We start from the raw sequence: 19,542 nt of genomic DNA, 5'->3' as shown, positions 1-19,542 counted from the left end.
TGCTCGTTTGCTTCCTAAGAACCGACAGTCTCAATCAATTGGCCGTTGTTCGGTCACTGCCCGAAGCCCGACAGCCCGATCAGCGCGCCGCCCGCCAGCAGCCACAGCGGATGCAGCTTCGTCCTGTACGCGAGCACCGCGACCGTCGCCGTGATGCCGACGAGCACCGCCTCGCGGTCCGACGCCTCGGCGATCAAAAGCGCGCTCGCCGCGACGAGTCCGACGGTGATCGGCACGAGCCCGAGCTGCACATAGCGCCGCCACGGGCGGTCCTTGAACCGCTCCCACGCGTGCAGCGCGAGAATAGTCACGAGCGACGACGGCCCGAACTTCGCGAGCGACGTCACCAGCACGCCCGGCCATCCCGCGACATGCCAGCCGATCAGCGTGACGACCATCATGTTCGGCCCCGGCGCGGCCTGCGCGAGCGCGAAGAGCGCGGAGAAATCCGCCTTCGTCATCCAGTGATGCACCTGCACGACCTGCCGCTGCATCTCCGGCAGGATGCTGTTGCCGCCGCCGAACGCGAGCAAGGACAACTGGCTGAAGATGGCCGCGAGCGAAAAGAGATCGTCTTTCATCGGCGCACCTTCCACGCGATCAGCACCGAAATGGGCGTGAGCACGAGCATCGACGGAAGCAGCGGCGTGCGCAGCAACGCGATGCCCGCGAACATCACGAGCGCGACGGCGGCGGCCTCCGGCTTCTTGCGCAGCGGCCAGAGCAGCTTCACGGCCATCGCGATGAGAAGCCCCGCCGCGGCCGCCGCGAGCCCGGCGAAGAGATGCGCGACGCGCGGGTCCTGATGCGTGCGCTGATAAATGACGCCGAGCCCGATCACGATCAGCGACGGCCCGACGAGCAGACCAAGCAGACCGGCGAGCGCGCCCGGCACGCCGCGAAAGCGCATGCCGACAGCCACGGACAGATTGATGACGTTGCCGCCCGGCAGGAACTGACAGAGGCCGAGCAGATCGGTGAAGGCTTCGGCGTCGAGCCATTTGCGGCGCTCGACGATCTCGCGTCGCGCGAGCGGCAGCGCGCCGCCGAACGCCGTGAGGCCGAGCGTCAGAAAGCCTAGGAAAAGTTCGGGAATCGTGGGACGGGCGGAATCCGGTGGCATGGCGCGAAGAAGAGCAAAGCCGAGAGCGTACAGCGTCCGGCCGCGCGGCAAAAGCGGCCGGCGCACGGGTTCATGCCTGAGAAGCGCGCGCCCGCCTTGCTTCATATGCCTTCAGATGCGCATACGCCGTTGCGAGCACGGACGACGACGCATCCACCGCCGACTTTCGCCGCGCGAGCAAATCGCCGACGATATGGTCCGCCTCGATCGGCGCGTTGTTCTCGATATCGCGCAGCATGGACGCGGTCATCTGCGAACCGCGCTCGGAGAAGAACGCACGCGCACGCGCGAGCACGGCATCGCCGGGCGCGTGGCCGTTGTCGGCGGCAATGCCGCGGCATTCGTCGAAGAGTCGACGCAGCAGCTCTTCGCCGCCCGGCGCGGCCACGATGTCGCCGATCGGCGCGCGCATCAGACACGTGCCGCTCGCGAGCGTCGCGAGAAAGACCCACTTGTCCCACATCGACTGAAGGACGTTCTCGCTCACGTTCAATTCGAAGCGCGCGCCGCCGAGTTGCTGCGCGATGGCGTCGATGCGCGGCGTCCGGCCGCCCGCGCGCTCGCCGATGGTCATCGACTGCATGTTGTTCAGATGCACGATGGTGCCTTCTGCATCGAGCGTCGCGGCGATCACGCATTGGCCGCCGAGCACGTTCGCGGCGCCGAAACGCGCGTCGAGCGCATCGAGGTGAGCCATGCCGTTCAGGAGCGGCAGGATGGCCGTGTTGGGACCGACGGCGGCCGCGAAGGAATCGATCGCGCCTTGCAGATCGTAGGCTTTGCAACTCAGCACAATGAGATCGAAAGGCCGGTCGATATCTTCCGCAAGAACGATGGGCGGATTCGCGAAAGTCAGATCGCCTTCGGAGCTTCGCACGTTCAGGCCGCTTGCGCGCAGCCGCTCGGCGCGGCGTTCGCGCACGAGAAAGGTCACGTCCCTGCCCGCTTCCAAGAGCCGCGCGCCGAAATAACCGCCGATCGCCCCCGCGCCTACGACCAGAATCCGCATGTCTCGCTCCTTATCGCAATAGTTGTCCGATGTTCGCCGCTATGCCTGCCAAACCCCGTAGCCCGCTTCGCGCAAGCCGATCGCAAGCTCCACTTCCATGTCGCGCGCGCCATCGTAGGGCATCGGGTTGTACATCTCGTACAGATGAGGCAAGAGCCGCAGCCCGAATTCGCGCACATAACGGTTCGACTGAATGCCCGCCTTGTGCTTGTCGAAGCGCACGTCCGGGTCCACGCCCGTCATGCCGACATACACGAACGGCTTGCCGAGCACGTAGTCCGGATTTGCACGACGAAAGCGCGACTCGTTCCAGACCGCGTCCGAGAGTTCGACGACATAAACCGAATAGTGATGCGCTCGCGTGCGCCGGGAAAGCGCCATGATTCGTTGATAGCGTGGCTCTTGGCCTGTTGCGCCGATGGCGGGCGTCCATTCTATGCCGGCGAAACGCGCCGCGCACAACCGCGCTCGCTGCCGGATAACGCCCGAAGTGGTAAATTCGGGCGGTCTGCGCTCGCGCACCGGCCGGGCGGCGGCGCAATCCTTCGCCGGTCGGACATGAGGACGACCCCTCGCGCGCGAAGCCCGCATTCAATCGACACGTTTCTTTCCCGAAGCGACACGCGCCACGAGCCGCGCTCGCTTCGGTCATTCGGAGATCAAGCATGAGCAAACAAGCTATCGGCGTGGTGGGTCTCGCCGTCATGGGCAGCAATCTGGCCTTGAACATCGAGAGCCGCGGGCACGCTGTGTCGGTCTACAACCGCAGCCGCGCCAGAACCGACGAACTGATTGCCGAACACCCCGACAAAAAGCTCGTGCCCACGTACACGCTCGAAGAGTTCGTGCAGTCGCTCGAAACGCCGCGCCGCATTCTGTTGATGGTGAAAGCCGGCGCCGGCACCGACGACACCATCGCGGCGCTGCGTCCGCTGCTGGAAAAGGGCGACATTCTCATCGACGGCGGCAACACGCATTTCACCGACACGATCCGCCGCAATCAGGACCTTGCGAAGTCGGGCCTGCATTTCATCGGCACGGGCGTGTCGGGCGGCGAGGAAGGCGCGCTGAAAGGGCCGTCGATCATGCCGGGCGGACAGAAGGAAGCCTACGAACTGGTCGCGCCGATCCTCACTGAAATCGCCGCGAAAGCGCCGGACGGCGAGCCGTGCGTCGCGTACATGGGACCGGATGGCGCGGGCCATTTCGTGAAGATGGTGCACAACGGCATCGAGTACGGCGACATGCAGCTGATCGCCGAAAGCTACGATGTGCTGAAGCGCGTCGCGGGGCTGTCGAACGAAGAGTTGGGCAAGGTCTACGTCGAATGGAATCAGGGCGAGCTGGATAGCTATCTGATCGAGATCACGTCGAAGATTTTCTCGAAGAAGGACGAGGAAACCGGCAAGGATCTCGTCGATGTCATTCTGGATCGCGCCGCGCAGAAGGGCACGGGCAAGTGGACGAGCCAGAACGCGCTGGATCTGGGCGCGCCGCTGCCGCTGATTACCGAAGCGGTGTTCGCGCGCGTGCTGTCGTCGCTGAAGGATCAGCGCGTGGCGGCGAGCAAGGTGCTGTCGGGCCCGACGCCGAAGTTCGACGGCGACCGCGCGGCGTTTATCGAGTCGGTGCGGCGTGCGCTGTATCTTTCGAAGATCGTTTCTTATGCGCAGGGCTTCGCGCAGTTGCGCGCGGCGTCGGAAGAGTACAACTGGAATCTGCAATACGGCGAGATCGCGAAGATTTTCCGGGCGGGCTGCATTATTCGCGCGCGCTTCTTGCAGAAGATCACCGATGCTTATAAGACCGACCCGGCGCTCGCGAATCTCTTGCTCGATCCGTATTTCAGCGATATTGCCGCGAAGTATCAGGACGCATTGCGCGATGTCGTCGTCGCGGCGGTGAAGGCGGGTATTCCGGTGCCGGCTTTCTCATCGGCGATTGCTTATTTCGACGCGTATCGGTCGGAGCGGCTGCCGGCGAATCTCGTGCAGGCGCAGCGGGACTTCTTCGGCGCGCATACGTTCGAACGGACGGATAAGGCGGGGAGTTTTCACGCGAATTGGGGGTGATTCTGCGGTGAAGGATTAGTGGGAAGGGGGCGGCTTTGGCTGCCCCGCTTTTTACTCCACCCCCACCCACTCCCCGTTCGCGGCACTACTCCTCAACACCCCCTCCACAAACCTCAACCCCGCGACCCCATCCTCGACAGTGGTAAGCCATTCATCGCCCTGAACAGTCCCGCGCGCGATACACCCCGCCGCATCCGCATAAACCTGCGCGAACGCTTCGATATACCCTTCCGGATGCCCCGCCGGCACGCGCGTCGCATGCAACGCCTCGCCGCTTTGCACGCGCCCTCGCGTGATCCGCTCCGACGCCCCGCCGACCGGCGTGAACCATAGCTCGTTCGGCGCTTGCTGGTCGAACATCAAACCGGCCTTCGTGCCATACACGCGCAGCCGCAGCGCGTTCTCCTCGCCCGCCGCGACCTGACTCGCCCACAGCATGCCGCGCGCGCCGTTCGCATAACGCAGCATCGCCTGAACATGATCGTCGACGCGTCGCCCCGGCACGAACGTCGTCACTTCCGCCGATAACGCCGAAGGCCGCATGCCCGTCACATACTCGGCCAGTTGATACGCATGCGTGCCGATATCGCCGAGACAACCCGCCGGGCCCGCGAGCGCCGGATCGGTGCGCCACGCCGCCTGCCGGTTCGCCTGCGTCTCGACCGGCATCGAAAGCCAGTCCTGCGCGTACTCCACCTGCACGACGCGTATTTCGCCGAGCGCGCCGTTTCGCACCAGCGCGCGCGCATGGCGCACGAGCGGATAGCCGGTGTACGTGTACGTCACCGCGAACACGCGATTCTTCTCCCGCGCGAGCTTCGCCAGCGCCTCGCCTTCATCGAGCGATACCGCGAGCGGCTTGTCGCAGATCACGTGGATGCCGGCTTCCAGAAACGCCGTCGCAATCGGCGCATGCAAGTGATTCGGCGTGACGATCGCGACCGCTTCGATGCCATCGGCGCGACTCGCTTCGACGCGCGCCATCTCGCGATAATCGTCATAGCTGCGCGGCAAGCCGATGGCCGCCGCGCTCGCCGCCGCCCGCTGCGGATCGGACGACAACGCGCCCGCCAGCAGCTCATAACGGTCATCCAGCCGCGCCGCCATGCGATGCACCGCGCCGATAAACGCGCCCTCGCCGCCGCCGACCATGCCAAGCCGGACGCGCCTCATCGCTTTTCTCCTGCTTTGTTCCCAATCCCGAGCACGTCGCACATTTGTTCGCGGCTCGCGCCGCTGCCGGCGAAGTCGTCGAACGCATGCTCGGCCACGCGGATGATGTGATCGCGAATGAACGTCGCGCCTTCGCGCGCGCCGTCTTCCGGATGCTTCAACGCGCATTCCCATTCCAGCACGGCCCAGCCGGGAAAGTCGTACTGGGCCATCTTCGAGAAGATCGCCTTGAAGTCGATCTGGCCGTCGCCGAGCGACCGGAAACGCCCCGCGCGCTCGACCCATCCCGAATAGCCGCCGTACACGCCTTGCCGCCCGTTCGGCCGGAACTCCGCGTCCTTCACATGAAACGCCTTGATGCGCGCGTGATAGATGTCGATGAACGCGAGATAGTCCAGTTGCTGCAAGACGAAGTGACTCGGGTCGTAGAGGATGTTCGCGCGAGGGTGATCGTCCACGGCCGCGAGAAAGCGCTCGAACGTCACGCCGTCGTGCAGGTCTTCGCCGGGATGCAGCTCGTAACACACGTCGATGCCCGCGCGGTCGAACTCATCGAGTATCGGACGCCAGCGCGTGGCCAGTTCATCGAACGCAGCTTCGACTAGACCCGCCGGGCGCTGCGGCCACGGATACACATACGGCCACGCGAGCGCGCCGGAGAAGGTGACGTGCGCATTCAGGCCCAGCCGCTTCGATGCCGCCGCCGCGTGCTTCAGCTGCGATATCGCCCATTCGGTGCGCGCCTGCGGATTGCCGCGCACATGCGGCGCGGCGAAGCCGTCGAAGAGCGTGTCGTAGGCCGGATGCACGGCAACCAGCTGCCCTTGCAAATGCGTCGACAATTCGGTGATGACAACGCCCGCATCCTCGACCGTGCGGCGGATCTCGTCGCAATAGGCGTCGCTCGATGCGGCTTTCTCCAGGTCGATCAGGCGCGGATCGGCGGGCACCTGAATGCCTTTGTAGCCGAGTCCCGCCGCCCACGACGCAAGACTGGCGAGCGTGTCGAACGGCGCTTCTCCGCCCATGAACTGAGCGAGAAAAATCGCCGGGCCCTTGATGGTCTTCATCTTTCGCCTCGTTGGAAACGCCGGTCAGCGCGGTTCAGCGCAAGACCGGCTGTGCGCTCAGAACGGCGAGTTCGGGAAATAGAACTGCTTTGCGTTGTCCTTCGTGATGAGCACCGAAGGGATGATGGTCGTCGGCGGCAGCTTGTCGCCCTTTAGACGCGCCTCGGCCGTGAGCTTGATCGCATCGTAGATGAACTTCGGCGAGTACGAGACGTCCGCCTTCACACGCTGGTCGCCGTCCATGATGCGCTTGACCGCTTCCTTCGATCCCGCGCCGCCGAACACTTCCTTGATATCCGTGCGGTGCGCCTGATCGATCGCCTTCAGCACGCCGATCATCATGTCGTCGTCGGCGGCCCAGACGGCGTCGATATGCTTGAAGCGCGTGAGATAGTCCTGCATCACCTTGAAGGCGTCGTCGCGGTTCCAGTTCGCGTACTTGGCATCCAGAATCTTGATGTCCGGATGCTGCTTGATCACGCCTTCGAAAGCGGTCCAGCGTTCGTTGTCGAGCGTCGTGGGGATGCCGCGCAGCGCGACGATATCGCCCTTGCCGTTAAGCGTCTTCGCCAGATATTCGGCGGGCAGCTTGCCGAACGCGGTGTTGTCGCCTGCAACGTACGCGTCTTGCGCGCTGGTGTCGGTGAGGCCGCGATCGACCACGGTCACGTACACGCCCTTCTTCTTCACCTGCGCGACCGGCTGCGTGAGCGACGCCGATTCGAACGGGAAGATCACGAGCGCGTCGATCTTGTTGACCGTCACCAGATCCTGTAGCTGGTTGGCCTGCTCCGGCGCGCCGGACGCCGTCTTCACGATGATCTTGAGATCGGGATGCGCCTTCTCCAGCTCCTTCTTCGCCTCGTTCGCCCACCAGACGATGCCGCCCGTGAAGCCGTGCGTGGCGGTCGGAATGGCGACGCCGAGCACGACCTTGTCGGCGGCGAAGGCGGACGATGCCGTGGCGAACGCGCTCGCCGCGAGCGTCAGCGCGCCGAGCGCGCGAAGCAGTTTTTTCATGACGATGTCTCCTGTTATTCGAAGTAGGAAGTTACCGACGGCCACGCTGCAAGAAGGCTACGAAAATGATCACGGCGCCCTGCACCGCCGCGTTCAGATACACGCTGATGATGCTCGTGAGATTCAGGATGTTGTTGATGACCGAAAGCAAAATCGCGCCGATGACCGTGCCGATCACGCGCCCTTCGCCGCCCTTGAGCGCCGTGCCGCCGACCACCACGGCGGCGATCGCTTCGAGTTCCCACAAGAGGCCGGTCGTCGGCGTCGCCGACCCCAAGCGCGGCACGTAGAGCACGGTCGCCACGGCCACGCATAGTCCGAGCAGCACGTAGGTCGCGATCTTCACGTTATCGACGCGAATGGCCGCGTAGCGCGCGACCTGTTCGTTCGAGCCGATGGCCTGCACGTGCCGCCCGAACACCGTGCGGTTCAACACAAGCGCACCGCCCGCCGCGACAATCGCGAAGACCCAGATGGGCACGGGCACGCCGAAAAGATCCGCGTAATACACGGGGCCGTAGAGATCGACGAGCGAATTGTCGAGCGTGAGCGCGCCGCCGTCCGCGAGCCACGTCAGCAGCGCGCGAAACACGCCGAGCGTGCCGAGCGTCACGATGAACGGCTCGATGCGCCCTTTGGTCACGAGCAGTCCGTGCGCAAAGCCGAACAGCGCGCCGAGCACGAGCGCGAGCACGATGCCGAGCGCCACGATCAGAAGCGGCGGCAGCGCATGCCCGCGCACGCCCTGAAGCAGGCCGTTCATCATGAAGATCATGCTGCCCGCGATGAGCGCGGCCATCGACCCGACGGACAAGTCGATGCCGCCCGAGATGATGACGAAGGTCATGCCCACCGCGATGATGCCGATGAACGACGTGCGCGTGAGCACGTTCATCGCGTTGTCGAAGGTGGCGAAGTCGCCGTTCAGCAGCGTGCCGCCGATGCACAGCGCGATCAGCCCGATCAGCGGCCCGACGCCGAGCAGAAACCGCGCGACGGCGGTGAGGCGGCTTTCTTGCGCGGTGTCTTCAGTGTGTGCCGGTCGCATGCGCGATCAACCTCTCTTCGGTCAAAAGGTCCATGCCGAGCGTCGCGACCAGTTCGCCCGCGCGCATCACGGCGACGCGATGGCACAGCCCGATCAGTTCGATCAGCTCGGAAGAAATGACGATCACCGCGCGGCCCTCGGCGGCGAGGCGGTGGATCAGGAAATAGATGTCGCGTTTCGCGCCGACATCGACGCCGCGCGTGGGCTCGTCGAGCACGACCACGCGCGGATCGGGATGCAGGAACTTCGCGAGCGCGAGCTTCTGCTGATTGCCGCCCGAGAGCATGCGGGCGCGGCTGCGTGTGTTGCCGGTGCGAATGCCGAAGTCCTTGACCGCGAGCGTCAGCGCATCGCGTTCGGCGCGCGAGTCGATGAGCGGGCGCGCGTAGCGTTCCAGCGTCATCATCGTGAGATTGTCCTTGAGCGCCATGTCCACATGCAGGCCGCGTCCCTTGCGGTCTTCGCTCAAGTACGTGATGCCGTGACGCATCGCGTCGCGCGGGTTCTTGAGCTTCACGGTCTCGCCTTCGATGGCGATGCGCCCCGCCGCGAGCGGCCGCAGGCCGACGAGCGCCTCGAACAGCTCCGTGCGTCCCGCGCCGACGAGTCCCGCAAAGCCGAAGACTTCGCCCTGCCGCACGGAAAAGCTCACGCCTTCGGCCCAGCCGGGCACGGACGCGCCTTCCACTTGAAACGCGAGCGGCGCGTCGGCGGCGAGCGCGGGCTTCTCGGGAAACATGTCGGAGACTTCGCGGCCTACCATGAGGTTGGCCATTTCGCGGCGCGTGAGGTCGGCGGTCGGCGCGCGCGCGACGAAGCGGCCATCGCGCATCACGATCACTTCGTCGGTCACGCGTTCCACTTCGTCGAGCTTGTGCGAGATATAGACGATCGTCGTGCCCGCCTCCTTCAGGCGCGCCATCAGCGCGAAGAGGCGCTGCGTCTCGGCGGGCGTCAGCGTGGCGGTCGGCTCGTCCATGATGAGCAGGCGCGTGTCGCGCAGCATGGCCTTCGCGATCTCGACAAGCTGCTTCTCCGCGACGATCAGCTCGCGCACCTTCGTGTCCGGATTCTTGTGCAGGCCAACTTCGTTGAGCGCGGCGCGGGCGTCGTCGCGCATGGCGGGTTCATCGAGGAAGAAGCCTTTGCGCAGTTCGTGGCCGAGAAACATGTTCTGCGTGATGCTCAGATGATCCGCGAGATTCAGTTCCTGGTGAATGAGCACGATGCCCGCGCGCTCGGCGTCGCGCGAACTGGCGAAGGCGGCGGGCTTGCCGTCGATCAGCACGTCGCCAGCGCTCGCGCGCTCGTAGCCCGCGAGAATTTTCATGAGCGTGGACTTGCCCGCGCCGTTTTCGCCGAGCAAGCCGTAGATGCGCCCCGGCGCGAGATCGAAACTCACGCCATGAAGCACGCGCACCGGGCCGAAGGCCTTCTCGACTGCGTCAAACCGCACGGCAAGGGTCATCGTCAGGCGCTCCTTCTTTGTATCAGGCGATGCGGCAGCAGCACGCCCGGCACGTCCGCGCGCGGATCGCGCAGGCGCTTGAGCAAGAGTTCCGCCGCCGTCTCGCCGAGCGCGCGCATCGGCTGCGCGACGGTCGTGAGCGGCGGCACGGCGTGGGCGGCCACCGCGATGTCATCGAAGCCGACGACCGCGACATCTTCCGGCACGCGCAGCCCCGCGCCGCGCAGGCCGTTCAGCACGCCGATGGCGAGCGTGTCCGACACCGCGAAGATGGCTGTCGGCCGGTCGCGCCCGAGCGACGCGAGCTGCCGGGCGGCGCGCTCGCCGGCGTCGTAATCGAGGCTGTACAGTTCGACCTGCCATGCCGGGTTCGCGACGATGCCCGCGGCTTGCAGCGCATCGCGATAACCCGCGAGGCGCTGTCGGCCGTACAGATAGCCTTCGCCCGAGTTGATCAGCGCGATGCGCTCGTGTCCCTTGTGCAACAGATAACGCACGACATCGCCCGCGGCAAGATGGTTGTCGATACCCACGTAAGGCACGCGCGCGGCCGGGTCGAATTCGCAGCACGCGACCCACGGCAGCGTCGAAGCCTGCTCGACGAGCGCCTTCTGCACGGCGGCAGGGTCGAGACAGATGGCGCCGTCCGCGCGACGCCCGCGCAGGAGGTCGAAGTAGCTGCGCTCGCGCAACGGATCGGCGCCGGTATCGCAGAGAAGCATGAAGTAGCCGTTCTGTCGCGCGACCGTGTCGATGCCGCGCACGATGGCCGCATAGAACGGGTTGCCGAAGTCGGGGACCATCGTGAGAAGCAGGCGGCTTTCGGCCGTGCGCAGATTCCGCGCAAGCTCGTTCACGCGATAGCCGCTCGCCGCGACCGCCTCGCGCACTTTCTCGCGCGTGGCCTCGCGCACGTTGCTGTGGCTATTGAGCACGCGCGACACCGTGGCGACGGACACGCCGGCCCGCCGGGCAACGTCGGCTATCGATACTTCCTCGGGGGGACGCACGGGATCGGACATGCTGCGCGCCGGGCGGCGAACGAAATGTAATGGATTACATTATTCGACGGTGTTCGTCCGGAAGGCAATCCGAATCGGATAGGGATAAACGCTTAAAGCCAAATTCGACGGCTCGTGTCGATCGCGCGGCGGCGTGCGCGTCGTAAGGTGTGAGCGCGCGCAACTGCGCGTTCGCCGACCTCGAACAGGAGCACTCCCATGCGATTCATGATGCTGATGATCCCGCGCGGCTACGAAAGCGCGGAACCGGGCGCGATGCCGAGCGCCGAAGCCGTCGCCGCGATGATGAAGTATAACGAAGAGCTGCAGAAGGCCGGCGTGCTGCTCGCGCTCGACGGACTGCATCCGCCGTCGATGGGCGCGCGCGTCACGTTCGAAGGCGGCAAGCCGCGCGTGACCGACGGGCCGTTCGCGGAAGCGAAGGAAGTGCTCGGCGGCTATTGGATGATTCAGGTGAAGTCGCGCGAAGAGGCGATCGAATGGGCGAAGCGGTGCCCCGCTTCGGCAAACGAGATCATCGAAGTGCGGCAAGTGCAGGAGTTCGGCGACTTCCCGCCCGACGTGCAGGAAGCCGCCGCCGGCTTCGAAGAAATGCAGAAGGCGCAGAAGCCGGCTTAGCCGGGAATGCCGGTGATGTAGATCGGCTTCGCGGTGGACAGCGATTGCTTGACGCCGCGGCCGGTGTCATCCACGAGCACTTCTTCTTCGTCTCGCTCGACGGCGGCGAGCACTTGCTCGACCACGCTCGCCGGCGACGTTTTCGGGGCTGCGACTTCGGCGACCATGTCGGTGTCGATGTAGCCCGGATGCACGCCGACCACGAGCGTGCCCTGTCCGCGCAACTCGCCGCGCAGCGCGTTGGTCACGGCCCACGCCGCCGACTTCGACGCGCTGTAAGCGCCGCCGTCCGGCAACGCGACCCAGCTGAGCACGGACAGCACGTTGATGACCGCGCCGCCGCCGTTCGTCTTGAGCGTGGGCGCGAACGCCTGCGTCACGGCGAGCGGGCCGATCACGTTGACCTCGAAGAGATCGCGCATGCCTTGCGTCGATGCCGGATCGACCAATGCGCCGCGCGTCAACGCCCCCGCGTTGTTGATGACGATCTGCACGTCCGTGTACTTGGCCGCGGCTTCGGCGATGTCGGCGGGCTTCGTGACGTCGAGGCGGATGGCTTCGACGCCTTCGATATCCACGCTGCCCGGATCGCGCGCCGCCGCATACACCTTGGCGGCGCCCGCCTGCAACAGCGACTTCGCGAACTGCTTGCCGAGACCGCGGTTCGCGCCGGTGACGAGTACGACCTTTCCCTTGATCTGCATGACTGCTCCTGTTAGTGCATATGCACTTTAGCCGACATAAAAAAGGCACGCGGTTCTGCGTGCCGGTTCCGTTAATTCAATCCATTGCGGTGATCTCGAACAGCATCTGACGCAGCGACTTCGCGCGCTTCTCGCCGTACTTCTGCTCGAATTCGGCCTGCGCCGTCCGCCACTTCTCGACGCCCTGCGCGAGCAGCGCCTTGCCCGCCGCCGTCAACGTGAGACCGACCGCGCGCGAATTCGGCGACTGCTGATCCGCCTGCACCATGCCGTCGCGCTGAAGCGGCTTGAGCGCGCGTACGAGCGTCGTGCGGTCCATGACCATGGCGTCCGCGAGTTCGACCATCTGCACGCCGGGCTTGCGCGCAATCGACGCGAGCAGCGTGAATTGCGCCGAAGTCAGGCCGACTTCGCCCATGTGCCGCTCATAGAGTTGCGAGACATAACGCGCGGCCTGCCGGATGGCGAAGCAGTTGCAGTCGAGAGGAGATGAGTGCGTTGACATGACTCGTAGCTTATATGTGTATATGCACTCGTGTCAAATGGCGCATTTTCATCGGCGCGATAGGCCGAGCGCATGAAGCGGCGGGAATCGTCACGCACTCGGCTCCGCGAAATGCGTGACGCCGCGCCGCGTCTGGAGGAGCACGCTGCCGCGCCTGTGCCGAAATCCGCAGTCGCCGCGCGATGAATCGACAAGACGCGGCCAATTTGGCTTCCTACATTGCGCTTGTCCGCCGCCAAGCGAGTACGGATGCGACTTTCGCCGCGACGAGGGCAACTCCGTCTTGCGGGCGGGTAATTGGTCATGTTCCATGCAGTAGCCGCGTTCCTGGATTGCCAAACCACAAAAGGAGAGGAAACCATGCGTATCCGTACGAGCGTCAAACCCTTGGCATGGCTGGTGACGTGCGCGAGCGCCGCACTCGCCGCCGTGCCCATGACCGCCGCCGCCGAAGACGTCACGGTCAAGATCGGCTTCGCCGCGCCGCTCACGGGCGCGAACGCGGGCTACGGAAAGGATCTCCAGAACGGCGTGCAGCTCGCGCTCGACGAAGCGAACGCCAAGAAGATCAGCATCGGCGGCAAGACGGCGAAGTTCGAGATTCAGGCGGAAGACGATCAGGCCGACCCGCGCGTCGGCGTGCAGGCGGCGCAGAAGCTCGTCGATGACGGCGTGGCCGTCGTCGTCGGTCACTTCAATTCGGGCACGACGCTGCCCGCTTCGCCCATCTATAACAACGCCGGCATCCCGATGATCGATCCGGCCGCGACGAATCCGACCATCACCACGCGCGGCCTCGAAAACGTGTTCACGGTGATTTCCAGCGACGCGCAGAACGCGGGCAATGCCGGCGCGTACGCGGTCACGACGACGAAAGCGAAGCGCATCGCGATCATCGACGACCGCACGGCCTTCGGCCAGGGCGAAGCGGACGAGTTCGAGAAAGCGGTGAAGGCGAAAGGCGGCAACATCGTCGGCCGCGAGTTCAGCGACAACCAGACCGTCGATTTCAGCGCGCAACTCACGCGCATCAAGGCCACGAACGCGGACCTGATTTTCTTCGGCGGACTGGACCGGCAAGCAGCGGCTGTCGTCAAGCGCATGAAGCAGCTCGGCATGAACGCGCAGTTCGTGGGCGGCGGCGGCGTGATGGACGCCGATTTCCTGAAGCTCGCGGGCGACGCGGCCGAAGGCGCGCAGGCCTGGGAATACGGCAGCCCGCTCGACAAGCTGCCGCAAGGCAAGGCGTTCAGCGAGAAGTTCCAGAAGCGCTTCGGCGTCGCGATTCTGTCGTACGCGCCGTTCGGCTACGACGCGGCGTGGGCCGCGATCAACGCGATGCAGAAGGCGAACTCCGCCGATCCGAAGGTGTATCGCCCGGTGCTGAAGAAGATTTCGTTCGAGGGCATCACGGGTCCGATTGCGTTCGACGACAACGGCGCGCTGAAGAACGCGTCGTCGACGCTTTATCAGGTGAAGAACGGGCAGTGGGAAACCGTCGTCACCAAGCACGGCATGTAGGCGTTATTGATGACGCAGCTTTTCGCGCGTGGCCGCGGCTTCGCTGTCCAGCCACTGCGCGAACTGCTGCAACGCGGGCGACGGCGCCGGCCGCTCCGGATAGACGAGGTAGTAGGCCGCGCCGCTCGGCACGCGCAACGCGAATGGCGCGATCACGCGTTTCGCGCGCAGGTCTTCTTCGATCAGCGAGACATCGCCGATGGTGACGCCCAGGCCCTGCATCGCCGACGAGATGGCGAGGTCGAGCGTGTCGAAATGCTGCGCCTTCGTGGACGGCAAGCCGTCGTAGCCGTACGCGCCGAGCCACAAGAGCCAGTCGCGGCGATCGCGCGTCGGGTGCAGCAGCGTCTGGCCCGCGAGGTCGTCGGGCGTCGGCTCGGCGTTGCCGCGCGGTTTCCAGAGTTCGGGCGCGCAGACCGGCGTGAGCACTTCATCGAAAAGATGATGCACCGTCAGGCCCCTGCCCGACGGCTTCGCGGACGTCGGGCTGAAGACGATGGCGGCGTCGAACTGCTCCGCATTGAATTCGACGCCGTGCGACACCGACGCCGTCACTTCCACGACCTGTTCGGGCCGCTCGTTCTGCAGCCGGATCACGCGCGGGAGCACCCAGCGCATCGCGCAGGTCGGACACTTGACGCGCAAGGTTCCCGAGGCGCTGCCGCCCTTGGCGAGCGCGTCGCCGATCTGCGCGAACGCCTGCTGCAACGGCGCGATGAGCAGCGCGCCGTGATGCGTGAGCGCGAGCCCGCGCGCCTGCCGCACGAAAAGCGCATAGCCGAGCTGCGCCTCCAGTCCCGCGATCTGCCGGCTGACCGCGCCCTGCGTCACGTTGAGCGCATCGGCGGCGCGCGTGAAGTTCAGCTTCTGGGCGACCACGAGAAAAGTCTTGAGAACGTCGAGCGAGGGCAGCGGTTTCATCGGGTTAACGAAAGGAGCCATGAGCGGCGCACATGGCTAGTATGACAAAGTTTCGATTGTCGGCCGTTTATTGCCGCGGTTGAATCGTCGCACTGTCTATTGGAGCGAGCCGTCGTGCACAGCGCCTGTATTCCCGAATCGAAGCTGCCGAAGGTCGGCACCACCATTTTCACCGTCATCGGCCAGCTTGCCGAGGAGCATCACGCGCTGAATCTGTCGCAAGGCGCGCCGAATTTCGCGTGCGATCCGAGGCTCGTCGAAAGCGTCACGCGAGCCATGCAGGCAGGACATAACCAGTATTCGCCGATGTCGGGCGTGCTGGCGCTGCGCGAGGCCATCGCGTTGAAGACGCAGAAAGTCTACGGCGCGCAGTACGATCCGGGCACGGAAGTGACCGTGGTCGCGAGCGCGAGCGAAGGGCTGTATGCGACCATCAGCGCCCTCGTGCATCCCGGCGACGAGGTGATCTACTTCGAGCCGTCGTTCGACAGTTACGCGCCGATCGTGCAGCTTCAGGGCGCGACGCCGATCGCGATCAAGCTGTCGCCTGAAGACTTCAGCATCGACTGGGACGAAGTCGCCGCCGCCATCACGCCGAAGACGCGCATGATTCTCGTCAACACGCCGCACAATCCGACGGGCAGCGCGTTCACTTCCGCCGACATCGAGCGGCTCACGGCGCTCACGCGCGATACGAAGATCATCGTGCTGTCGGACGAAGTGTACGAACACGTCGTGTTCGACGGCGCGCCGCATCACGGCATGGCGCGCTATCCGGCGCTCGCCGAACGCAGCGTGATCGTGTCGTCGTTCGGCAAGTCGTATCACGTGACGGGCTGGCGCGTCGGTTATTGCCTCGCGCCCGCCGCGCTCACCGCCGAGATTCGCAAGATTCACCAGTTCATGACCTTCTCCGCCGACACGCCGATGCAGATGGCGTTCGCCGAGGCGCTCGCCGACGAATCGAGCTATCTGAACCTCGGGCCGTTCTATCAGCACAAGCGCGACGTGCTCGCCCAAGCGCTCGCCGGCTCGCGTTTCGAACTGTTGCCGAGCGCAGGCAGTTTCTTCATGCTCGCCCGCTACAGCGCCATCTCGGACGCGCCCGACAGCGATTTCGTGCTGCGGCTGATTCGTGAGGCGCGCGTCGCGACCATTCCGCTGTCCGCGTTCTACACGGACGGCACCGACAATCGCGTGATTCGCCTGTCGTTCGCGAAGGACGACGACACGCTCATCGAAGGCGCGCGCCGCCTTTGCCAGATTCAGCCCCTTTGATTGATTGGAGACCACGATGAAGAAGAACCACCTCGCCGCCGCGCTTTTCGTCGCGTGCTCGCTCGCGAGCGGCGCGGCGCTCGCCGCCGACACCCTGCGCTTCGGCGTCGAAGCGCAATACCCGCCGTTCGAATCGAAATCGGCGACGGGCGAACTGCAAGGACTCGATATCGACGTCGGCAACGCCGTCTGCGTCGCCGCGAAGATGCAGTGCAAATGGGTCGAAACGTCGTTCGACGGCCTGATTCCCGCGCTGCAGGGCCGCAAGTTCGACGCGATCAATTCCGCGATGAACGCGACCGAGCAGCGCCGTCAGGCCATCGACTTCACGACCGTCGTGTATCGCGTGCCGACGCAACTCATCGCGAAGACCGGCAGCGGGATCGAGCCGACGGCGGCGGCGCTCAAAGGCAAGAGCGTGGGCGTGCTGCAAGGCTCCATTCAGGAGACGTTCGCCAAGGCGCACTGGGAAAACGAAGGCGTGAAGGTCGTGCCGTATCAGGACCAGAATCAGGTCTACGCGGACCTCAAGTCCGGCCGTCTCGACGCGACGCTCGTGCTCGCGCCCGCCGGACAAAGCGGCTTCCTCTCGAAGCCCGACGGCGAAGGCTTCTCGTTTGCCGGCGCGCCGGTGCGCGACGACAAGATTCTCGGCAGCGGCATCGCGTATGGCATCCGCAAGGGCGACGATGCGCTGAAGGCCAAGCTGGATGCGGCCATCGCGAAGGTGAAGGCGGACGGCACCATCGACAAGTACGCGAAGAAGTATCTCGGCAATATCGACATTTCAGCGAAGTAAGCTGCGTGGCGGCGGCTGTGCAGCTTTTTTGAAGCGCAGGCACACTGGCGGATTCGTTGACATTCAGCCGCGATTTCACCGTCGCGGCGCTTCGCCGGGAACTGCATGAGCACGCCGCCGCAAACCAAAGCCGCACCGCCACCGCCGCCGCTCAAGGGCGGCCAACTCGTGCTCGCCACCTTCGCCGTGGCGCTCGCGACCTTCATGAACGTGCTGGACTCGTCGATCGCCAACGTCGCGATTCCGACGATCTCCGGCAACCTCGGCGTGTCGGTGAACGAAGGCACGTGGGTCATCACCGTGTTTGCGGCGTCGAACGCGGTTTCCATTCCGCTGACCGGCTGGCTCACGCAACGGCTCGGGCAGATTCGGCTTTTCGTCGGCGCGATTCTGATGTTCGTGCTGTCGTCCTGGCTCTGCGGTCTCGCGCCGAATCTGCCGGTGCTGCTCATTGCCCGCGTGCTGCAAGGCGCGGTCGCGGGGCCGCTGATTCCGCTTTCGCAGGCCATTCTGCTCGGCTCGTATCCGAAAGAGAAAGCGTCGATGGCGCTCTCGCTCTGGGCGATGACCGCGACCGTCGGGCCGATTGCCGGCCCCGCGCTCGGCGGCTGGATCACTGACAGCTATTCGTGGTCGTGGATCTTCTACATCAACATACCGGTGGGCATCTTCGCGGCGGGCGTGACGTGGTTCATCTACCGCACGCGCGAATCGCCGACGCGCAAGGCGCCGATCGACGTGATCGGGCTCGCGCTGCTCGTCGCGTGGGTGGCGTCGCTGCAGATCATGCTCGACAAGGGACGCGACCTCGACTGGTTCTCGTCGCCGGTGATCGTGGTGCTGGCGATCGTCGCGGTCATTTCGTTTGCGTTCTTCGTCGTGTGGGAATTGACGGAGGCGAATCCGGTGGTCGATCTGCGGCTCTTCACCGGGCGCAATTTCTTCGGCGGGACGGTGGCGATTTCAGTGGCGTACGGCGTGTTCTTCGGCAACCTCGTGCTCCTGCCGCAGTGGATGCAGCAGTACCTCAACTACCGTTCCGTCGATGCCGGCCTCGTCACCGCGCCGCTCGGCGTGTTCGCGGTGATACTCGCGCCGATCATGGGCAAGATCCTGCCGCGCAGCGACGCCCGCGTGATCGCGACGATGGCGTTCATCGGCTTCGCGTTCGTGTTCTGGCTGCGCTCGAAATACGTGATCGAGATCGACACGTTTCATCTCGTGCTGCCGACGCTGCTTCAGGGCATTCCGATGGCGATGTTCTTCGTGCCGCTGACGGCCATTGTGCTGTCGGGCCTGCCGCCTTCGAAGATTCCGGCGGCGGCCGGTTTATCGAACTTCGCGCGGGTGTTTTGCGGCGCGGTGGGCACGTCGCTCGCCGGCAATGCGTGGGACGACCGCATCGCGCTGCATCACGAGCGGCTGACCGAGCAGGCGAACGCCTTCAACCCGACGTTCTGGCAGGCGCTCGGCGCGTCGCAATCGACGCTCCATATCAGCGAAGCGCAGGCGCGCGGCATGTTCAACTTCACCGTCAATTCGCAGGCCGCGATGATGGGTCTCAACGATATCTTTCTGATCTCGGCGGTGATCTTTATTTTGATCATCCCGCTCATCTGGATCACGAAGGTGGCGAAGGGCGGTGGAGGTGGGGCCGCGGCGGGGGCGCATTAGAGCGGGGGCGGGCGCGCAGCTCAGTCAGGATAGAACTCCGGATCGAGAACCTGCGCCATAGGCCAGGGGCAGGTCTCGGGAAACGCGTCGATATCGAGACCCGTTTCCGATTCCGCGAGATTGCGTGCGCGCGACCACACCACGTCGATCCAGGCCACGTCGTCGAACTTTCCGCGCAGGCTCGGCGCTTCATTCAGCACGTATGCGACTTCTTTGCGCTGCGTGCCGATGGTATGCCTCCAGCTTTTGCTGCGTCTTGCGTGCTGATACGTCCACTTCAACAAATTCGCCAGCAACACCGACATCCGGCTCGCCAGTTCGCGTTGCTCGCTCTTCCCCACGTCCTCGATTTCCTCTGCGATATGCTCGATATCGATGGCCGTGAGCTTCCCTGCACGCAGCAGCGCGGCCTGTTCCCTGGCCCACGCGACAACGTCCTGCTCGTAAGGCGTTCCCATCGGCTGACTCCCGTTTTCTTTCGAATCTCCGGTTTGGCTCATCGTAATTCGCCCCTCGC

The 19,542-nt window shown here is 64.9% G+C and carries 20 protein-coding genes; 6 read left to right on the top strand and 14 right to left on the bottom strand.

Features of this window, described 5'->3' with window-relative positions; all coding sequences use genetic code 11:
- Positions 1–53: 53 nt before the first annotated feature.
- From NCR35_RS14455 to NCR35_RS14440, 4 genes are all read right to left on the bottom strand, one after another.
- Complete coding sequence (locus NCR35_RS14455) at positions 54–581, bottom strand: chromate transporter (protein WP_250534859.1); 528 nt, start codon at positions 579–581, stop codon at positions 54–56.
- Positions 578–1,123 carry a chromate transporter gene (locus NCR35_RS14450; protein ID WP_250534858.1) on the bottom strand — a complete coding sequence of 182 codons (546 nt, stop codon included), beginning with the start codon at positions 1,121–1,123 and terminating at the stop codon, positions 578–580. Before NCR35_RS14450 ends, NCR35_RS14455 begins: the two co-directional genes overlap by 4 nt.
- Positions 1,124–1,193: 70 nt before the next feature.
- On the bottom strand, positions 1,194–2,132 hold the full coding sequence (gene panE, locus NCR35_RS14445; RefSeq protein WP_250534857.1) for a 2-dehydropantoate 2-reductase: 939 nt from the start codon (positions 2,130–2,132) through the stop codon (positions 1,194–1,196).
- 39 nt (positions 2,133–2,171) lie between these two features.
- Positions 2,172–2,513 (bottom strand): hypothetical protein, encoded by a 342-nt coding sequence (locus NCR35_RS14440; protein ID WP_250534856.1) that lies wholly within the window; start codon positions 2,511–2,513, stop codon positions 2,172–2,174.
- 284 nt (positions 2,514–2,797) lie between these two features.
- Here NCR35_RS14440 and gnd point away from each other — a divergent pair, with 284 nt between their 5' ends.
- Complete coding sequence (gene gnd, locus NCR35_RS14435; RefSeq protein ID WP_250534855.1) at positions 2,798–4,204, top strand: NADP-dependent phosphogluconate dehydrogenase; 1,407 nt, start codon at positions 2,798–2,800, stop codon at positions 4,202–4,204.
- A gap of 51 nt (positions 4,205–4,255) precedes the next feature.
- Here the strand turns inward: gnd and NCR35_RS14430 are convergent, their stop codons facing one another.
- Genes NCR35_RS14430 through NCR35_RS14405 form a run of 6 tightly spaced genes read right to left on the bottom strand, consistent with a single transcriptional unit; the run spans position 4,256 to position 11,005 of the window.
- Positions 4,256–5,377, bottom strand: coding sequence for a Gfo/Idh/MocA family protein (locus tag NCR35_RS14430; RefSeq protein WP_250534854.1), 1,122 nt, complete (start codon positions 5,375–5,377; stop codon positions 4,256–4,258).
- Complete coding sequence (locus NCR35_RS14425) at positions 5,374–6,447, bottom strand: sugar phosphate isomerase/epimerase family protein (RefSeq protein ID WP_250534853.1); 1,074 nt, start codon at positions 6,445–6,447, stop codon at positions 5,374–5,376. The genes NCR35_RS14430 and NCR35_RS14425 overlap by 4 nt, the downstream gene beginning before the upstream one ends.
- A 57-nt stretch (positions 6,448–6,504) precedes the next feature.
- The gene (locus tag NCR35_RS14420; protein WP_250534852.1) at positions 6,505–7,467 is read right to left on the bottom strand and encodes a substrate-binding domain-containing protein; all 963 of its coding nucleotides are present in this window, start codon (positions 7,465–7,467) and stop codon (positions 6,505–6,507) included.
- Positions 7,468–7,498: 31 nt separating this feature from the next.
- Complete coding sequence (locus tag NCR35_RS14415) at positions 7,499–8,515, bottom strand: ABC transporter permease (protein ID WP_250534851.1); 1,017 nt, start codon at positions 8,513–8,515, stop codon at positions 7,499–7,501.
- On the bottom strand, positions 8,496–9,983 hold the full coding sequence (locus NCR35_RS14410; protein ID WP_250534850.1) for a sugar ABC transporter ATP-binding protein: 1,488 nt from the start codon (positions 9,981–9,983) through the stop codon (positions 8,496–8,498). The genes NCR35_RS14415 and NCR35_RS14410 overlap by 20 nt, the downstream gene beginning before the upstream one ends.
- A 2-nt stretch (positions 9,984–9,985) precedes the next feature.
- Positions 9,986–11,005 (bottom strand): LacI family DNA-binding transcriptional regulator, encoded by a 1,020-nt coding sequence (locus tag NCR35_RS14405; protein WP_250534849.1) that lies wholly within the window; start codon positions 11,003–11,005, stop codon positions 9,986–9,988.
- Between the two features lie 198 nt (positions 11,006–11,203).
- Here NCR35_RS14405 and NCR35_RS14400 point away from each other — a divergent pair, with 198 nt between their 5' ends.
- Positions 11,204–11,623, top strand: a complete 420-nt coding sequence (locus tag NCR35_RS14400) for a YciI family protein (RefSeq protein ID WP_244849746.1) — start codon at positions 11,204–11,206, stop codon at positions 11,621–11,623.
- On the opposite strand, the gene NCR35_RS14395 is transcribed toward NCR35_RS14400, so the two are convergent.
- Positions 11,620–12,327 (bottom strand): SDR family oxidoreductase, encoded by a 708-nt coding sequence (locus NCR35_RS14395; RefSeq protein ID WP_250534848.1) that lies wholly within the window; start codon positions 12,325–12,327, stop codon positions 11,620–11,622. The two genes, NCR35_RS14400 and NCR35_RS14395, sit on opposite strands and share 4 nt — an antisense overlap.
- 76 nt (positions 12,328–12,403) lie before the next feature.
- On the bottom strand, positions 12,404–12,832 hold the full coding sequence (locus tag NCR35_RS14390; RefSeq protein WP_175940867.1) for a MarR family winged helix-turn-helix transcriptional regulator: 429 nt from the start codon (positions 12,830–12,832) through the stop codon (positions 12,404–12,406).
- A 360-nt stretch (positions 12,833–13,192) separates the two neighbouring features.
- Between NCR35_RS14390 and NCR35_RS14385 the strand changes: the two genes are divergently transcribed.
- A complete protein-coding gene (locus tag NCR35_RS14385) occupies positions 13,193–14,353 on the top strand; it encodes a branched-chain amino acid ABC transporter substrate-binding protein (RefSeq protein WP_250534847.1) in 1,161 nt (386 codons plus the stop codon).
- Between the two features lie 3 nt (positions 14,354–14,356).
- Here the strand turns inward: NCR35_RS14385 and NCR35_RS14380 are convergent, their stop codons facing one another.
- Positions 14,357–15,274, bottom strand: a complete 918-nt coding sequence (locus NCR35_RS14380; RefSeq protein WP_250534846.1) for a LysR substrate-binding domain-containing protein — start codon at positions 15,272–15,274, stop codon at positions 14,357–14,359.
- A gap of 114 nt (positions 15,275–15,388) precedes the next feature.
- On the opposite strand from NCR35_RS14380, the gene NCR35_RS14375 reads away from it, so the two are divergent.
- From NCR35_RS14375 to NCR35_RS14365, 3 genes are all read left to right on the top strand, one after another.
- A complete protein-coding gene (locus NCR35_RS14375) occupies positions 15,389–16,552 on the top strand; it encodes a methionine aminotransferase (RefSeq protein WP_250534845.1) in 1,164 nt (387 codons plus the stop codon).
- Between the two features lie 16 nt (positions 16,553–16,568).
- Positions 16,569–17,351 carry an ABC transporter substrate-binding protein gene (locus tag NCR35_RS14370; protein ID WP_250534844.1) on the top strand — a complete coding sequence of 261 codons (783 nt, stop codon included), beginning with the start codon at positions 16,569–16,571 and terminating at the stop codon, positions 17,349–17,351.
- Positions 17,352–17,456: 105 nt separating this feature from the next.
- A complete protein-coding gene (locus NCR35_RS14365; protein WP_250534843.1) occupies positions 17,457–19,025 on the top strand; it encodes a DHA2 family efflux MFS transporter permease subunit in 1,569 nt (522 codons plus the stop codon).
- Between the two features lie 20 nt (positions 19,026–19,045).
- On the opposite strand, the gene NCR35_RS14360 is transcribed toward NCR35_RS14365, so the two are convergent.
- Entirely contained in the window at positions 19,046–19,483 is a 438-nt protein-coding gene (locus NCR35_RS14360; RefSeq protein ID WP_250534842.1) for a DUF29 domain-containing protein, read from the bottom strand.
- Between the last annotated feature and the right edge of the window lie 59 nt (positions 19,484–19,542).

Source organism: Caballeronia sp. AZ10_KS36 (assembly GCF_023631105.1).
In the GTDB taxonomy this organism is placed as follows: Bacteria; Pseudomonadota; Gammaproteobacteria; order Burkholderiales; family Burkholderiaceae; genus Caballeronia.
This window is presented reverse-complemented; position numbering and strand designations above follow the sequence as displayed.

Coding starts and splice junctions, on each gene's coding strand:
- NCR35_RS14420 (WP_250534852.1), bottom strand. CDS start 7,467: ATGAAAAAACTGCTTCGCGCGCTCGGCGCGCTGACGCTCGCGGCGAGC.
- NCR35_RS14385 (WP_250534847.1), top strand. CDS start 13,193: ATGCGTATCCGTACGAGCGTCAAACCCTTGGCATGGCTGGTGACGTGC.
- NCR35_RS14405 (WP_250534849.1), bottom strand. CDS start 11,005: ATGTCCGATCCCGTGCGTCCCCCCGAGGAAGTATCGATAGCCGACGTT.
- NCR35_RS14370 (WP_250534844.1), top strand. CDS start 16,569: ATGAAGAAGAACCACCTCGCCGCCGCGCTTTTCGTCGCGTGCTCGCTC.
- NCR35_RS14400 (WP_244849746.1), top strand. CDS start 11,204: ATGCGATTCATGATGCTGATGATCCCGCGCGGCTACGAAAGCGCGGAA.
- NCR35_RS14395 (WP_250534848.1), bottom strand. CDS start 12,327: ATGCAGATCAAGGGAAAGGTCGTACTCGTCACCGGCGCGAACCGCGGT.
- NCR35_RS14450 (WP_250534858.1), bottom strand. CDS start 1,123: ATGCCACCGGATTCCGCCCGTCCCACGATTCCCGAACTTTTCCTAGGC.
- NCR35_RS14425 (WP_250534853.1), bottom strand. CDS start 6,447: ATGAAGACCATCAAGGGCCCGGCGATTTTTCTCGCTCAGTTCATGGGC.
- gnd (WP_250534855.1), top strand. CDS start 2,798: ATGAGCAAACAAGCTATCGGCGTGGTGGGTCTCGCCGTCATGGGCAGC.
- NCR35_RS14440 (WP_250534856.1), bottom strand. CDS start 2,513: ATGGCGCTTTCCCGGCGCACGCGAGCGCATCACTATTCGGTTTATGTC.
- NCR35_RS14360 (WP_250534842.1), bottom strand. CDS start 19,483: ATGGGAACGCCTTACGAGCAGGACGTTGTCGCGTGGGCCAGGGAACAG.
- NCR35_RS14365 (WP_250534843.1), top strand. CDS start 17,457: ATGAGCACGCCGCCGCAAACCAAAGCCGCACCGCCACCGCCGCCGCTC.
- NCR35_RS14410 (WP_250534850.1), bottom strand. CDS start 9,983: ATGACCCTTGCCGTGCGGTTTGACGCAGTCGAGAAGGCCTTCGGCCCG.
- NCR35_RS14430 (WP_250534854.1), bottom strand. CDS start 5,377: ATGAGGCGCGTCCGGCTTGGCATGGTCGGCGGCGGCGAGGGCGCGTTT.
- NCR35_RS14455 (WP_250534859.1), bottom strand. CDS start 581: ATGAAAGACGATCTCTTTTCGCTCGCGGCCATCTTCAGCCAGTTGTCC.
- NCR35_RS14390 (WP_175940867.1), bottom strand. CDS start 12,832: ATGTCAACGCACTCATCTCCTCTCGACTGCAACTGCTTCGCCATCCGG.
- panE (WP_250534857.1), bottom strand. CDS start 2,132: ATGCGGATTCTGGTCGTAGGCGCGGGGGCGATCGGCGGTTATTTCGGC.
- NCR35_RS14380 (WP_250534846.1), bottom strand. CDS start 15,274: ATGAAACCGCTGCCCTCGCTCGACGTTCTCAAGACTTTTCTCGTGGTC.
- NCR35_RS14415 (WP_250534851.1), bottom strand. CDS start 8,515: ATGCGACCGGCACACACTGAAGACACCGCGCAAGAAAGCCGCCTCACC.